A 14,430-nucleotide genomic window follows, 5' to 3' on the forward strand; every position below is an offset into this window, starting at 1 on the left:
ACAAGGACTTCTACAAGATCCTGGGTGTCGCCAAGGACGCTTCCGACGCCGACATCAAGAAGGCCTACCGGAAGCTCGCGCGGCAGCACCACCCGGATACGAACTCGGGGGACGCGGCTGCGGAGAGGAAATTCAAGGACATCTCCGAGGCTTACTCGGTGCTGTCCGACCCCGAGGAGCGCCAGCAGTACGACGCCATCCGGGCCATGGGCGGCGGGGCGCGCTTTGCCCCGGGCAGCGCGGGCGGCGGCGCAGGCGGGGCAGGCTTCGAGGACCTCTTTGGCGGGCTCTTCACCGGCAACGCCGGCCGCCATTCCGGCGGCTTCAGCACCGCCGGCGGCATGCCGCCTGAGTTCGCCGACCTGTTCGGCGGCGGCGGCTTCGGCGGCGGCCAGTCGTTCCAGCGGACCCCGCAGAAGGGTGCGGACCGTACGGCATCGACCACCATCTCCTTCGCGGGCTCGATCCGCGGCACCACCATCGGACTGCGCGAACCGGACGGCGAAGTGATCGACGTGCGCATCCCGGCCGGCATTAAGGACGGGCAGAAGGTCCGGGTCCGGGGCAAGGGCCAGTCCGGCCCCGCGGGCAGCGGCGACCTCATGGTCACGGTGTCCGTGAAGCCGCATGATTTCTACACCCGCGACGGCGACAACCTCCGCATCCATGTTCCGGTCACCTTCCCCGAGGCAGCCCTGGGCGCCGATATCGAGGTCCCGACCATCGACGGCGACAAGGTCAGGGTCCGAGTCCCCGCCGGCACGCCGTCCGGGCGAACGCTCCGCGTCAAGGCCCGCGGCGTTAAACACGCCAAGGCGACCGGGGACCTGCTGGTGACGATCGACGTCGCCGTACCCAAGAAGCTGAGCAAGGAAGCGGAGGAAGCCGTGAAGGCCTTCGCCGCAGCGACTGCCGGCGAAGATGTCCGTACCGGCCTGGCAGCCAAGGCCACGCTCTAAGAACGGGTCCCGTCATGGCCATCGACTTCGACCAGCCGATCTTCGTCATCTCCGTCGCCGCTGGACTGGCGGACATGCACCCGCAGACACTGCGGCAGTATGACAGGTTGGGCATCGTTTCGCCCAGCCGCGCCCCCGGCAAGTCCCGGCGGTACTCACAGCGGGACGTGATCATGCTCCGTGAGGTCCAGCGGCTCTCCCACGAGGGTGTCTCCCTCGAGGGCATCAAGCGGATCCTCCAGCTGGAAAACCAGGTGGCCGCGCTCCAGCGGCGGGTGGGCGAGCTGACCGAGGAGCTGGACAAACGCCGGCTGCCGTTGGACTCCCGCATTTTCGCCGCGGGAACGGCCGGCGACGTCGTCAGCCTGGCCCGCGGGAAGCGTCCCCGCCCGCGGTCCCAGGCCCTCGTGGTGTGGCGGCCCCGCGGAAACGAATAGCCCGTTATTTGCTCCCTGCCTGCCGCTTCCGCGCGGCGGGTGCTCCGGACCGGGTGGTCGCGGAATTTTTCAGGTAGCCCGGGGAGAAAGTCGGGTACTTCCTTCACGTGACTTCACGAGGCCCCGCCCCGTTGAATTGGCGTGGCAGGCCGTTCAACCTTGCTGCCAGCGCAACCGCCAGAATTGTCGGGAGGGCACCATGTCAAAATCTTCGAAACCGGTGACATCCGGGCAACGTTTCGCAGCTCCCGGACCCCGGTCATGAGCTCCGGGCTGGCATCGGCCGTGCAGTTCGCGGGGTCCCTGCCGGGCTCGATCCTGCTGATCCTCGGGCACGCCCTGGTCCTGGTCTGCATGTGCTCCGACATGATCCGGCTGCTTTCCGTGCCCCGCTCGCACCGCCGCTACGTGGCCACCACGGTCTTCCGCACCCTGGCACTTCCGGCCATCGTGATCATGGCGGCCAGCGTGCTGATCGACGTGGCTTCCGGCGCCTGGCAGAACGTCGCCACCGGGGTTTTCATCCTCATGACTGTGACCTTCAGGTGGCGCAACGACACGGACGAAGACAACTGGTGGAAGGGCCAAGGAAAGAAGCTGGCCCGCTGGCTCCGGAACCAGACGGCCTCACGCTCCTTGGCCGCCCCCGCCGCCGCATGATTGCGCCGGAAAGCAGTCAGTCGTTGAACAGGCCGGCGAGGTCGTCCGCGGTCAGCGCGCCGCCGGTCAGGGCATCGCCTTCCATGACGTCCGCGAAGAGCCGGGACTTCCTGGCCTTCAGCGCCATGACTTTCTCCTCGATCGTGTCCTTGGCCACGAGCCGGTAGACCATGACGTTCCGGGCCTGGCCGATCCGGTGCGTCCGGTCCACGGCCTGCGCCTCGGACGCGGGATTCCACCACGGGTCCAGCAGGAACACATAGTCCGCCTCGGTCAGGTTCAGGCCGAAGCCGCCGGCCTTGAGGCTGATCAGGAACACCGGGGCCGCGCCGTTCTTGAACTCGTTGACGACGTCGGAACGGTTGCGGGTGCTCCCGTCGAGGTAGCAGAACTCGATGTTCTCCTCGACGAGCCGCTCCCGGACCTTGCCCAGGAAACCGGTGAACTGGCTGAAGATCAGCGCCCGGTGGCCTTCCGCCACGAGGTCCGCCAGCTGTTCAAAAAGCACGTCGAGCTTGCTGGACCGGACGCCGGACAAGGACGGGTCTATCAGGGACGCGTCGAGGCTGAGCTGCCGCAGCAGGGTCAGCGACTGGAAGATCGTGAAGCGGTTCTTGTTGACGTCCTCGATCAGGCCCAGGATCTTCTGGCGTTCCCGCTGCAGATGGGTCTGGTAGACCTTCTGGTGCCGCGGATTGAGCACCACCTCAAGGATCTGCTCCTGTTTGGGCGGCAGGTCGTGGATGACCTGTTCCTTGGTGCGGCGCATCATGAGCGGCCGCACCCGGCGGCGGAGCTTGTCCAGTTGCGCCTTGTCACCGTTCTTCTCCACCGGCTTCTGGTAGTACTCCGCGAACCGCTTGGGGCTGGAAAAGAGCCCCGGCGCCACGATGGACGTGAGCGCCCAGAACTCCATCAGGTTGTTCTCCAGCGGCGTGCCGGTGACGGCGAGCTTGAAGACGGCCGGCAGCTTGCGGGCGCACTGGTAGGCCTTGGACTGGTGGTTCTTGACGAACTGGGCCTCGTCCAGGACCAGGCCGGCCCATTCCCTTGAGGCGTAGGCGTCGTAGTCGATCCGGAACAGCGCGTACGAGGTGATGACGATGTCCGCGCCGGCCATCGCCTCGGCCGGGCTGGAGCCGCTTTTGGCGAAGGTCTCGCTGATCGCCCGCACCGTCAGGCCGGGGGCGAACCGTTCGGTTTCCGCCTCCCAGTTGCCCACGACGCTCGTCGGGGCGACCACCAGGAAGGGGGCCGCCCCTGGGGCGGCATCGGCTGCGCCGGCGTCGGGCTCTGCTCCGGATACTGGAGCAGAGCCATTGGCGGCGACCTTGGCGGCACAGATCAGCGCCAGCGCCTGGACGGTCTTGCCCAGGCCCATGTCATCGGCCAGCACCCCGCCCAGCCCGTGGCGGTAGAGGAAGCTGAGCCAGTTGAACCCTTCCAGCTGGTAGGGGCGCAGCTCCGCGTTCAGCGTCGCGGGCAGCGGCAGGCCCTGCACCCCGCCATCCAGCAGGCCGCCGACAGCCTCGCGCCAGGCGGCGGCCTGCTGGTCCACGATGCCGAGCTGCGCGAGCTCGTCCCAGAGTCCGGCCTGGAACCGGCTGATCTGCAGCGGCGCATCCTTGCCCTGGTTGTCCTGAAGGATGCGTGCCTCATCAATCAGCGCCCGCAGCTGGTGCAGCTCGGGCAGGTCGAGCGAGAAGTACGCGCCGCTGGGCAGCAGCATCCGGGTCTGCCCGGCGGCGAGGGCCGAGAACAGCGCCGCGAAGGAAACCGGCTGGCCCTCCAGGGTGATGACGATGCCAAGGTCGAACCAGTCGCGGCTGTCCGTCGCCTTCGTGGAGATCGCCACCACGGGCGCCTCCTCAGCTTCGCGGTAGTCCGCGATCTCCCCGGCGGTGTCGACCGAGACGCCGGGGAGCTCCCGGAGCCGGGGGAGCACCTCCTCCGTAAAGGTCAGGGTGTCCAGCCCGCTGAGGTCGGAGGAAGCCGCAAGGCGCGGGGTCCCCCAACCGCCGGTGGCTGATTCGCCCAGGGCGGGCACCACGTCCCAAGGCTGGCCGACACCCTCCAGAATGCGGGCTTCGGCGGGGTCGTCCCGGTAGCCGTGATCGCCGGGATGACGCCACAGGGGTTGGGCCGTGACAAGGTTTCCGGACGTGTAATGCCATTCCCAGTGCAGCCGGACCCGGTGGTCCGCGCCGTAGTTGGCGAGCAAGGAGAGTGCGGGAACGGCCAGCGCAGGCAGCTCCACGGACTCATCGGACGCGGTGACCCGGGCGGTCTGCTTGAGCTTGGGATAGAAACCGGTCAGGAAGCGGCTCTCATCCCGGGCCGGAATGTGCAGGGTGGTTCCGGCGGTCACGAACGTTAGAAGTTCCTCGCTGAGACCGCTTTCCAGCGGCGCGAGCGTGATCACGGGGTCCGCCGCTGCGACGCCCGGGAGGGCGTCACCGCCCGAGGCCAGGAAGATCCCGTGCGCCGGGTGGCCGATGGTACCCACGGTGGCCGGGTCAACGACGACGCCCTCCACGGTGATGGTCGGTTCAAGCGCCAGCCCGCCGCCGTCGTGTCCGCTGGCGTGTTGTCCGCTGGCTGCGGGCACGACGGCGGCCGCCGCCTCCGGTTCGGGGGGAACCGGGGCGCCGAAACGGCTCAGATTGAGACCGACGGCGGCAGGCTCTTCGGCGAGCCGCACCGGCTCCTGGCCGCGGCCGTGGACCAGGGCCAGGCCGATTTTCTGCGCCTGGGCCAGCAGCCCCCACAGGTTCCTGCCGGCGTAGGTGTTCAGCCCCAGCCACGGGGCGGTCCCGGAGTGCTGGCGGTTGGCGAGGGCCGTGTGGGAGGCCAGGAATTCCTGCATCCACTCGACGTGGGCCTCATTGCATTCGCGCCGGTAGCTCAGGTAGCTCAGGGTGTTCCAGGAGACGTCCCCGCGGATCCATTTGCCCTTGGCGCCCATGATCACGGGCCGCGCCTTGAGCTGGCGCACGCTGCGCAGCGGATCCCGGCGGCCGGTGTAGGAGAAGTGCGGGGCGGGTTCCTCCACCTCGAACTGGAGCGCCAGCGGGGTGCCGTTGGTGGATGCGGTGATGCCGGGCCGGGCGAGCAGCGGGCTGAGGGCCTGCTCCCAGTCCGGCACCTCCGCCGCCGCAGCCTGGCGGGACAGCCGGGTGGCCCCGCCCGGGGCCAGCAGCTGGACCCGGGTTGCCGGGTTGTCTTCGGCTGCGAACAGCAGGGCGGCCACGTGCTTGCAGTCTTTCCGGACCGGGCAGCTGCAGACCCCCACGGTGCAGCTCCAGCCGCCCGCCTTCCGGACCAGTTTCGCCGTCGTCGAATAGGGCACGTCCGCGCCGCCGCGCACCTTGCCCAGCATGAGCCCGGTGGCGGCGTCGAAGGAGATTCCGGACACGCGGCTCCCCATGGCGTAGGCCAGCCCGGCCGCGAGGGAGCGGTCGTTAATGGCGGGAGTCTGTATTGCCAGTGCCGCACTCTCGTCCGGATGGGATGGCATGTGCGCGCTACTTTCAGCAGTTGGTCATCTGATCCATCTTAGCGACCCGGAGGCCCCTGAAACTTCGCAGGAGCCGGCGGCCACGGATCCGCCCCAAGGTTCCCCTGCCGTTCAACTCCAGCTCAGCCGGGGGACAGCCGGGGACCGTAGCTTGGAGTAGTTCGGAGCGCCACCCGCATTCAGCAGTGAGGATCCCCATGAGCAACGGCCTTTCCAGCAGCCCTTCCGGCATGACAAACGTCCTGGTCCTGAGCCAGGAGGGCATCAACGGCGGCGACGCGGACGTGGTCGACGCCAATGTCGACGTCGTCAACGCCATGTACGCGGAACTGCTCGACGTCGAGGAAATCGCCGAAAACGCGCTGCGCAGCTACTACGTGGACTTCTACCTGACGCAGTCGCTTGAAGGCGGCTTCGCCCAGTACGTCTTCACTGCGCCCGAGCGCGAAGGGATCGATGCCTACATCCGCGCAGGGCTTGAAAGCATGGGTGCCGCCGCCCATCTGGATCTCTTCAACCGCACGGCGGCCGCCTTCGACTCCCTCACGGAGGACGACGCCGACTGCTACCTGGAGGGCGACACCGACGTGGACCCCGACGGCGGGGCGGGCGTCTCCGAGGGCGTCCGGCAGCTGGAGGAGCTCGACGTCGAGTTCGAGGAGTTGCTGGAGACCGAGGACCTCATCGCGCTGAACGCGGCGTGGCTCCGGGGCCAGGAGGACCTCCTGGTCCTGGACGCAGCGGAACTCGACCGGCATATCGTCGAGCGGGTGGCCCGGATCCCCAACCTGGAAGAACGCCGGGCCGAGGCTGCCGAAGACGCCCTGCTGGACGCGCCGGAGTTCGAGATGATCATCCGCGAGCTGTGCGACGTGGCAGGCCACACGCTGCAGAAGATCACCATGGGCGATCCCAACTACGTCCACAACGGCGAGACCACCCTGGCCTGGCACTTCAGCACGGACCAGGGCGAGTTCCTGATGGTGGAGGACGACGACGAAGCATTCATGATCCATCCGGACACCAAGGAGATCGTGGCCGCCGTCGAGTTCGAGGAGGCGGACAGCGCGCTCTGACTTGCGCCGCGCCTGCTGCCCCCGGCAGCAGGCGCCAGGCGTCTCTAAGAACCGGCCGGTGCCTTGATCATCTCCCCGGACGGAGCCACAAGGGACCAGACGCCGCCCACGCCCTGGCCCAGGATGTCGCCGGCGGCCGTGTCCTTGGCGAAGTAGTAGACGGGCATGCCGTTGATGGTCAGCTGCTTTTTGCCGTCCGGTGTGGCGATGGTTCCCACGGTGCCGGTGACGCCGTCGACAGCCGGGGCGGCAGAGGTGGTGGTGACCGGCGGCCAATTGTTGACGCAGGCGCCCGTGCAGGCGCTGGTCCCGGCGTCCTTCGTGTCCTTCGCGAAGTAGTAGACGCTCATGCCCTTGGCGTCCACCACGATCTGCCCGGCCTTGGAGGGGGCGACTTTGAGTTCCGCCCCCGCTGACATGGACGCCGGGGCGGAACTGGCCGCAGCGCTGCTGGAGGACGCCGCGGGAGCGGACGATGCCGCCGAGGTTGTGGCGGGCGCCGCCGCCGTCGTCGAAGTTGTGGCGCTGCCGCCCCCACAGCCGGACAGTAACGCGGCGAGGGCGAAAGCGGACAGGCCGATACTGAGGTGCTTCTTCATGTGCTGCTCCTTGACTCGTGCCAACCCAACTCGGAGGGCGGCGCTAACCGATAAGACGCACCGGAGTGAAGAATGGTTCACGGCGGGGGCATTGAACTTTTCCGGCGGCCCGTACGTCGTATGGGGCAGAAGAGAGCAGAACCACACGAGGCCGGGGAGGCATGGCATGTCGCTGGATGAAGACGTGGTGGCCGCGATTTACCGCGACCACGGAACGGCGTTGAGGCGGTTCGTCCTCAGTGCCTCCCGGGATCCGCACTTGGCGGATGACGTGGTGCAGGAGACCGTACTGCGCGTCTGGCAGCAGGCGCCGGAGATCACCGGCAGCCTGCGCAGCTACCTGTTCAGGACGGCCCGCAACATCATGATCGACAACTACCGAAAAGCCCAGCGCAGGCCCCTCGAAGCCACGGAACGCGATCTGGCTGATCCTGTAGACCCTGCTGAACGCGTCGACGAACTCCTCAACAGGGTCCTCATGGAGGAGGCGCTGCTGCGGCTCAGCGCCGAGCACCGGGGCGTCCTGGTCGCCCTCCACTACCGCCGCTATACGGTTCAGGAGGCCTCGGTGCAGTTGAATATTCCCAGCGGCACCGTGAAATCCCGGGCCTTCTACGCCGTGCGCGCGTTGCGGACGATCCTCGACGAAATGGGGGTGCAGCGGTGAATGCCACGGAACTCCACCAGCTGCTCGGCGCCTACCTGCTGGGCGGTCTGGAGTCCGCGGAGGCTGCAGTCTTTGAGCAGCACCTGGACTCCTGCGCGGACTGCCGGAAGGAACTGGATGAACTGGCCAGCCTCCCGGCGCTACTCGACGCGCTTCCGGTGCCTGACGCCGTCGCCCTCACCGCCGCTGCAGCTGCGGGCGGACACGGGCAGGCCCCGGCCGCACCGGAGTCCGGTTCCGCGCCGCGGCGGCTCCTCGACGCTGTTGCCACGCGCCGCCGGACAGTCCGACGCCGGTGGTCCGCGGCGGTGGCCGCGGCGGCTGCGGCGTGCCTCGCCCTGGGGATCGTGGCCGCCCCGCTGCTCAATCAACCTCCCAAGCCGGACGCCAGCTACACCGTCCAGTCCGGCGAGGGCCTGCAGGTCACGGTGGGCCTCGTCAAGAAGACTTGGGGCACCGAACTGGCGGTCGATGGCCGGAGTCTGCCCGTGGAGGGGACGTTCTCGCTGTGGGTGAAGGACCGCGACGGCGGAGAAGACCGCGCGTGCTCCTGGACGGCGACCCCGTCCGGGCGGGTCACGATCACGGGGGCCACCCCGCTGCAGCTCGCCAGTATCGGCAGCGTGGAGATGCGGAACGGGCAGCAGCAGACCGTGGCCGTCATCACCGTGCCGCGCGGGTAGCCGCGCCGGCCCGTTATTGTCAGACCCTCCTGCCCTACTGTTGGTGGAGAGCCTGCAGGCTTCTCCGTGACACGCGGACTTCACACCTCCGCACCAGCGAAATGGGGATTCGTCGTGGAACAGGGATATGAAGTCGTCACGTCAGGAAAGGACCTGGCCCTCCGCATCATGGCCAAGGGGCGGACCAAACCGGCAGCGGTGATCTCCTGGCATCCGCAGCTGGAGCGGAACCGCATCGACGTGGACCACATCGCCCGGGAAGTGGGTGGACTGGCGGAGATTTTCTGCCTGGAAAACGGCGGGGAAAGCTATATCTTCCAAGACCACCTGCCGGCGGGCGCCCACGTCTTCGGCAACGCCGCGCGGGTCTACTCGGCGGATCTCCGCTGGATGCGGGACGTCTACCAGAGCCCGCTGCGCATGGCCGGGGACCCCCCGGCCGCAGCGCGCGCGGCCGAGGACATCATCGAGGACGTCCTCAGCCTGATCACAGTGGTTCCCCCAAAAGCGAGACCCGCCGCCACGGCACCACGCCGCGTCCGGGGCACCATCAGGGCCTTCACCAGCGCAGGCTCCAGGGCAATCGTCGAACTGGACGACGGCACCTGCTGTTCCATCCAGCGGGAACGGGTTGTTCCGCCCGTCCGCCTCGACTGGATGCTTGCGCCGGGGCAGCCGATCGAGGGCCTCTTCAACGATGAAGACAAGACGCTGGACGTCAATGAGCTTAAGGCCACTCCCCGGCTTGCAGAGCTCTACCGTTCCGGGGACCTCGTTTTGGCCCTGGCCGAGGAGGTCACTGCCAGGGGCGTCGAACTGACACTGTTCCCGGGATCCAGCTGGTCGGTCGGCGCGGACTGCATTTCCTCCAACCCGCTGGACACCGCCGACAGCCTGGTCACGGAGGGCGAGGTTGTGGTGGCACGGTTCCTGCGGGAGCAGGGGGCGGTCGTGTTGTCCCTCCTTGATGTGGATGACGACGCCGAGGTGAAGGAATCGCCCGCGCTTCTTGCAGGTGGCACCCCTTGGCTGCGGGCCGGGCGCCATCTGGCCGAACAATCCAGGGCCGGCAGGACATTCGTTGCCACCGGAGCAGACATGGCGGGCACCGCGTCCAAGGACGCGGTCGGCAGCAAGGCGGAGGCCTCCGCCCCGGCGCCGAAGCCGTCGGCCGCGCTGCTGTCCGTCCAGCTGCAGCTCGACGCCGAACGGCGGAACGTCGCTGCGCTCCAGGAGCTTGTGTCCGCCGGAAGCCAGGCCGGCGCCCGGCTGGTCAGCCTCCAGAAGGACCGCGAAGCGCTGAAGCTGCAGCTGGAAACCGAACGGAAGATCTCGGACGCGGCAAATGCGGATCTGGAGGCGGCGAGGGCGCGGCTGGCCACGCAGCGGGAGGAACTCCAGGGCCTGCGCACCCGCAACCGCGAAACCCAGCAGGCGCTCAAACGGGCGCAGGTTGATCCCGGACAACTGTTCGCGACGCGGGACGCCCGCCTTCGCCACGATGTCTATCTCTCCTGGGTGCGCAATACACCGGCCGCTGAGAAGGCCCGCCAGACGTTGCCGTCGGGATGGAAGGCCGGGCCTGAATTCGCAGCCTCGCTCTACGCCTTCACAGAGCCCGGTGTGGCAGCGAAGGCCCTCAAGGCCGCGGTGGAGATCCTGACGGGGTCGGTCGAGCGCAGCCCGGCGCGGGAGCTCCACCCGCTGCGGGCCAACGCGGCGGGGGACACACCGCCGCTCCGCCGTGACGACGGAGCCACCTGCTTCCGCGTGGCGATTGAAAAGAACGTTGCAGCCGCCCGCCGGCTGCACTTCTGGAGGTTGCCGGACGGGGCGATCGAGCTGTCCCGGGTTGTCGTCCACGACGATTACAAGCCGTGAACCGGCACTCCTGGAGAGGGTACCTACATCTTGGCGAGCCTGGCGCGCACCACCATGAAGACCCCGTAGCAGATCAGGCCGGCGCCCACGGCTGCCAGCAGGTAGATGCCGTACGGCTGCTCGCGCAGGCCCTTCAGGCCGCCGTCGAGCCCGGTTGATTCCTCGGGGTGCACGGTCACGGTGGCGATGATTATCAGCAGGCCCACCAGCAGAAGGGCGATGCCCTTGGCGGCGTAGCCGGCGACGCCGAGCACCTTCACCGCCGTCCGGGCCGTGTCCGAGGACGGCAGCCGGAGGTGCTTGATGAACGATTTCCGGAAGCCCCGGATGGCGTAGATGATTCCGGTGGCGGCCACGGCGGCGCCGATGGCGAGCAGGAGCAGGACGCCTCCCGGTGCCTTCATGAGCGTTGCCGTGAAGTCGCTCGTGGAGCGGCCCTGGTCCTTCCCCGTGCCCCTGGCAAAAGACGCGAGCGTTACGGCGAGTCCGGCGTACACGATGGCCTGGAATGCGGCCGTGAGTTTCTTCCCGAGCTTCTTCTTGGCGGGAAGGTGTTGAAAGTCGAAGACCGCGTCACTGGTCTGCCAGAGCGCCAGGGCGACACATGCCACGAAGGAACTCCAGAGCAGCACCGGTCCGGCGGGCTGGCTGGCCAGTTCCGCCATGGCGCCGCTGACGTCGGCCTTGCCCTGGCCGCCCGTGGCGAGCCGGATGGCGACCAGCCCAATCAGGAGGTGCAGGACGCCGCTGACGGCAAACCCGGCCCGCGCCACCATCTCGAGCGGCTTCGAGTTGGTGACGTCTTCGGCGGCATCCGCCGCGTCCCTCAGTTCCTTTTTGATGGTCAGTCCCTCGAGTGACTCGGTTGTCCTTCCGGACGAAACCTACGCCGGCGCATGTCTCTTCAATAATCGTGCCACGCGGGAGGGTTTCCGAACAGGTGCCTGAGGCGGCGTCGGCAGCCGAGGCTCAGCGGCGCCGGTAGCTGAGGTCGAAGATGAGGCGGCCGGCGTCGTGCGCCTTGTTTTCGAAGCTTGTCAGGATCCGCCCCTCGAACCGCGGGGCCCACCCGCCGGTCTGATCGATGCCTTCATTGGGGCCTGTCTGGTCGGTGCTGACCGGTGCACGGCCTTCCTTCACGGGCGCGCCGCCGACGAGGGACTCGACGCCGGACTCCCAGACCCGGGTCAGGGGGCTCTCGGTGCCGCTGCGCTGACCCCCGTGCAGGTTCTCGAAATCGGGCGAGCCGGCCAGGACCTCGCGGACATGGACGGCGTAGTTGGACCAGTCCGTGGCGATCCGCCAGATGCCGCCGGGCTTGAGGACCCTCGCGGCGAGCCCGGCGAAGGCCGGCTGGATGAGCCGGCGCTTATGGTGGCGGGACTTGTGCCAGGGGTCCGGAAAGAAGACCCACAGTTCCGTGACCGAGGCCGCCTGCAGCATCGTGGCGAGAACTTCCGGGGCGTTCGCCTCGACCACCCGGACGTTGCTCAGCTTGCGGCTGTTGATTTTGATCAGGGTGTTGGCCAGGCCGGGCGTGTAAACCTCCACGGCCAGGAAGTCCGTGTCCGGGTTCTGCTCCGCGGCGTGGCAGACGGCGTCGCCGAGGCCGGAACCGATTTCCACGATCAGCGGCGCGGTGCGGCCGAATTCGGCGCCGGCGTCGAACACGTAGTCCGGGTCCACGGAGGTGTTGGAGATGTGGCGGGGAACCTGCACGGCCCAGCGGTCGGAGTGCTCCTCCCAGGCCGCCTGGCGACGGCCCTGCAGCCGGGTTCCGCGGCGCACGAAGCTGACAGGCCGGCCGCCATAGGTCCCGAACGAGGCCTGGCTGCCGGGGGTCACCGGGCGCGACGGCGGCTGCGTCCGGGGGGATTCTGGGGATTCACTCATCCCTTCCAGAATAGAGGAGTTTGCCGGGGTCGGGCCGCGGCGTGGGAATCCGCCGGGGCGGGCGATCCAGAGAGCGCCGGGGTGCCGGTGGCGTTCACCAAACCATCAGGAACCCTCCGCCGTTGGCCACCAGAACCAGAATGCCGACGATTTGGACCGCCAGGACGGACAACCCCAGGACGCCGGCGACCCGGGCATTCGTCCGACTGCCTGATCGAACGACGGCAATGATGCCCAGGATCAGGCAGGCCAGGCCGAGGGGAGCCGGCAGACTCCAAAAGACCGCGGGCGCAACCCAATCGCGCGGGCCGCGGCCCTCGTCCGCCCGCGTAAGCACCGCGGCGAGGAGACTGGCCCGCACGGTCACGGTCAAGCTGCAGGCCGCCAGGACGCCGCACACGAGACTTGCTACGCCGGCGCCGATTCCCCTTACAGGAGGTGGAACGGGCGGCGGCGTTGGCCGGGACTGCTGGAGACTCATTGTTCCTCCCGTGTTTACTGGGCAGTGTAAGTGTGGGCAGTGTGAGTGTGGGCAGTGTGAGTGGTCGTGCTTGTTCGGTCAGCGTACGTGCGGATCGGGACATGCCTCCACGCGCCTGCGCCGTATGTGGATAAATCCCATGCGCGACTCCGCCGTCCCGGGGCGCCTGCCAGGATGGGTCAGTGACCGTACCAAAGAACACACCGGACTCCACCGCCGGCAGGGCAGCCGCCGTCGACCGCATTCCTGCGGAACGCCGCGCCAAAGACTTCCGCACCGCCCTGGTGGACGCGGAGGTCGACGACGTTCCCGCGGCGGAGCCCACCCGCATCGGCAGCCGCCGCGGGCTGGCCTACCTGGGCGTCTGCCTGGTCCTGATCGGACTGAACCTGCGCACCGTGTTCTCCAGTTTCTCCGCCGTGCTTCCCGAGGTGACGGCCGACGCCGGGCTGCCGGGCTGGGCAGTGGTGGTCCTCACCACGGTGCCGGTGACGCTGCTTGGGGTGTTCGCCCCGCTGGCCCCGGTGCTGGCACGGCGCTTCGGTGCGGAACGCGTGCTGCTCGGCGCCATGGCGGTGCTGACCGCCGGGCTGCTGCTGCGGCCGCTGGACGCTGCCGGGGCCGGGCATCTTCCCGCACTGCTGGCCGGAACCGCTGCGTGCGGCGCCGCGGTCTCGTTGTGCAATGTGTTGCTGCCGGGACTGGTGAAGCGGGATTTTCCGCACCACCTGGGCCTGATGGGCGGCCTGTACACCACGGCCATCTGCGCCTCGGCCGCGCTCGGCGCAGGCTTCACCTACCCCGTCTACACCACGACGGGGGAGTGGACGGCGGCGCTGTGGCTCTGGGCGGTGCCGGCCGGCGTCGTCCTGCTGCTGTTCCTGCCGCTGGCCCTGCGGCAGCACCACGGCCGGCACCAGCAGGCGGCCGACGGCGTCAACGTGTGGCGCTCGGCCGTCGCCTGGCAGGTGACGGTCTTCATGGTGCTGCAGGCGATGATGTCGTTCAGCGTGTTTGCGTGGCTCGCGCCGATCCTGCGCGAACGCGGAGTGGACGGCGGCACGGCCGGGCTGATCGTCTCGGCCTCGATCGTGCTGCAGATGCTGGGGTCGCTGTTCGCGCCGGCCCTGGCCGCCAGGTTCCGTGACCAGCGCGCCATCAATACCGTCGTCGCGCTCATGACCGGCGGCGGCTTCGCCCTGAGCATCTTCGGACCGCTGCAGCTGATCTGGCTGTGGACCGGGCTGCTGGGCCTGGGCCAGGGGAGCCTGACTGCGGTGGCGCTGACAATGATCATGCTGCGCACCCGCGACGGGCACACGGCCGCGCACCTGTCCGGCATGATGCAGGGCGTGGGCTACGGGCTGGGCTCCACCGGGACCCTGATGGTCGGCCAGCTGCACCAGTCCACGGGGTCCTTTACCGCCGCGGGTGTGCTGTTCCTCGCCGTCGGTTCGCTGGCGGCGGTTTTCGGTTACCGCGCCGGCCGGAACCGCTTCATCGGCGGCTGACGCCCGACCGCGTGGCCTGCCCAACTGACTGGCATTCGTTGTCGTTCTGACGGCTCAAAACGGCAT

The 14,430-nt window shown here is 68.4% G+C and carries 13 protein-coding genes; 8 read left to right on the forward strand and 5 right to left on the reverse strand.

What is annotated here, in order from left to right; translation table 11 throughout:
• The 3 genes from J9611_RS10155 to J9611_RS10165 all read left to right on the forward strand — a co-directional run.
• The coding region (locus tag J9611_RS10155) for a DnaJ C-terminal domain-containing protein (RefSeq protein ID WP_211879834.1) at positions 1-959 on the forward strand (959 nt) is incomplete at its 5' end.
• A 14-nt stretch (positions 960-973) separates the two neighbouring features.
• Positions 974-1,396 (forward strand): heat shock protein transcriptional repressor HspR, encoded by a 423-nt coding sequence (locus J9611_RS10160; protein WP_211879841.1) that lies wholly within the window; start codon positions 974-976, stop codon positions 1,394-1,396.
• Positions 1,397-1,657: 261 nt separating this feature from the next.
• Positions 1,658-2,056, forward strand: a complete 399-nt coding sequence (locus J9611_RS10165; protein WP_211879843.1) for a hypothetical protein — start codon at positions 1,658-1,660, stop codon at positions 2,054-2,056.
• A gap of 16 nt (positions 2,057-2,072) precedes the next feature.
• On the opposite strand, the gene J9611_RS10170 is transcribed toward J9611_RS10165, so the two are convergent.
• Entirely contained in the window at positions 2,073-5,573 is a 3,501-nt protein-coding gene (locus tag J9611_RS10170; RefSeq protein ID WP_211879845.1) for a DEAD/DEAH box helicase, read from the reverse strand.
• A gap of 230 nt (positions 5,574-5,803) precedes the next feature.
• Between J9611_RS10170 and J9611_RS10175 the strand changes: the two genes are divergently transcribed.
• Positions 5,804-6,649 (forward strand): DMP19 family protein, encoded by an 846-nt coding sequence (locus J9611_RS10175; protein WP_211879899.1) that lies wholly within the window; start codon positions 5,804-5,806, stop codon positions 6,647-6,649.
• Positions 6,650-6,693: 44 nt separating this feature from the next.
• On the opposite strand, the gene J9611_RS10180 is transcribed toward J9611_RS10175, so the two are convergent.
• The gene (locus J9611_RS10180) at positions 6,694-7,248 is read right to left on the reverse strand and encodes a COG4315 family predicted lipoprotein (protein ID WP_211879847.1); all 555 of its coding nucleotides are present in this window, start codon (positions 7,246-7,248) and stop codon (positions 6,694-6,696) included.
• Positions 7,249-7,414: 166 nt separating this feature from the next.
• Between J9611_RS10180 and J9611_RS10185 the strand changes: the two genes are divergently transcribed.
• The 3 genes from J9611_RS10185 to J9611_RS10195 all read left to right on the forward strand — a co-directional run bounded on the left by J9611_RS10185 (position 7,415) and on the right by J9611_RS10195 (position 10,479).
• Entirely contained in the window at positions 7,415-7,915 is a 501-nt protein-coding gene (locus J9611_RS10185) for a sigma-70 family RNA polymerase sigma factor (RefSeq protein WP_211879850.1), read from the forward strand.
• Positions 7,912-8,598 (forward strand): anti-sigma factor family protein, encoded by a 687-nt coding sequence (locus tag J9611_RS10190; RefSeq protein ID WP_211879852.1) that lies wholly within the window; start codon positions 7,912-7,914, stop codon positions 8,596-8,598. Before J9611_RS10185 ends, J9611_RS10190 begins: the two co-directional genes overlap by 4 nt.
• A 114-nt stretch (positions 8,599-8,712) precedes the next feature.
• Positions 8,713-10,479: a hypothetical protein gene (locus J9611_RS10195; protein WP_211879854.1), complete on the forward strand. Its 1,767-nt coding sequence runs from the start codon at positions 8,713-8,715 to the stop codon at positions 10,477-10,479.
• Positions 10,480-10,502: 23 nt separating this feature from the next.
• On the opposite strand, the gene J9611_RS10200 is transcribed toward J9611_RS10195, so the two are convergent.
• The 3 genes from J9611_RS10200 to J9611_RS10210 form a co-directional block, all read right to left on the reverse strand.
• Entirely contained in the window at positions 10,503-11,255 is a 753-nt protein-coding gene (locus tag J9611_RS10200) for a DUF1206 domain-containing protein (RefSeq protein WP_211879856.1), read from the reverse strand.
• Between the two features lie 193 nt (positions 11,256-11,448).
• Positions 11,449-12,372 carry a tRNA (guanosine(46)-N7)-methyltransferase TrmB gene (trmB, locus tag J9611_RS10205; RefSeq protein WP_211879857.1) on the reverse strand — a complete coding sequence of 308 codons (924 nt, stop codon included), beginning with the start codon at positions 12,370-12,372 and terminating at the stop codon, positions 11,449-11,451.
• A gap of 94 nt (positions 12,373-12,466) precedes the next feature.
• Positions 12,467-12,733 (reverse strand): hypothetical protein, encoded by a 267-nt coding sequence (locus tag J9611_RS10210; RefSeq protein WP_211879859.1) that lies wholly within the window; start codon positions 12,731-12,733, stop codon positions 12,467-12,469.
• A 362-nt stretch (positions 12,734-13,095) separates the two neighbouring features.
• Here J9611_RS10210 and J9611_RS10215 point away from each other — a divergent pair, with 362 nt between their 5' ends.
• Positions 13,096-14,364 carry an MFS transporter gene (locus tag J9611_RS10215; RefSeq protein ID WP_211879900.1) on the forward strand — a complete coding sequence of 423 codons (1,269 nt, stop codon included), beginning with the start codon at positions 13,096-13,098 and terminating at the stop codon, positions 14,362-14,364.
• The last annotated feature ends 66 nt before the right edge of the window (positions 14,365-14,430 follow it).

It is taken from the genome of Pseudarthrobacter albicanus, from assembly GCF_018224015.1.
In the GTDB taxonomy this organism is placed as follows: domain Bacteria; phylum Actinomycetota; class Actinomycetes; order Actinomycetales; family Micrococcaceae; genus Arthrobacter; species Arthrobacter albicanus.

Excerpts from the sequence above, each read along its gene's own strand:
- J9611_RS10175 (WP_211879899.1), top strand. The coding sequence starts at position 5,804 with ATGACAAACGTCCTGGTCCTGAGCCAGGAGGGCATCAACGGCGGCGAC.
- J9611_RS10165 (WP_211879843.1), top strand. The coding sequence starts at position 1,658 with ATGAGCTCCGGGCTGGCATCGGCCGTGCAGTTCGCGGGGTCCCTGCCG.
- trmB (WP_211879857.1), bottom strand. The coding sequence starts at position 12,372 with ATGAGTGAATCCCCAGAATCCCCCCGGACGCAGCCGCCGTCGCGCCCG.
- J9611_RS10160 (WP_211879841.1), top strand. The coding sequence starts at position 974 with ATGGCCATCGACTTCGACCAGCCGATCTTCGTCATCTCCGTCGCCGCT.
- J9611_RS10170 (WP_211879845.1), bottom strand. The coding sequence starts at position 5,573 with ATGCCATCCCATCCGGACGAGAGTGCGGCACTGGCAATACAGACTCCC.
- J9611_RS10185 (WP_211879850.1), top strand. The coding sequence starts at position 7,415 with ATGTCGCTGGATGAAGACGTGGTGGCCGCGATTTACCGCGACCACGGA.
- J9611_RS10180 (WP_211879847.1), bottom strand. The coding sequence starts at position 7,248 with ATGAAGAAGCACCTCAGTATCGGCCTGTCCGCTTTCGCCCTCGCCGCG.
- J9611_RS10200 (WP_211879856.1), bottom strand. The coding sequence starts at position 11,255 with ATGGTGGCGCGGGCCGGGTTTGCCGTCAGCGGCGTCCTGCACCTCCTG.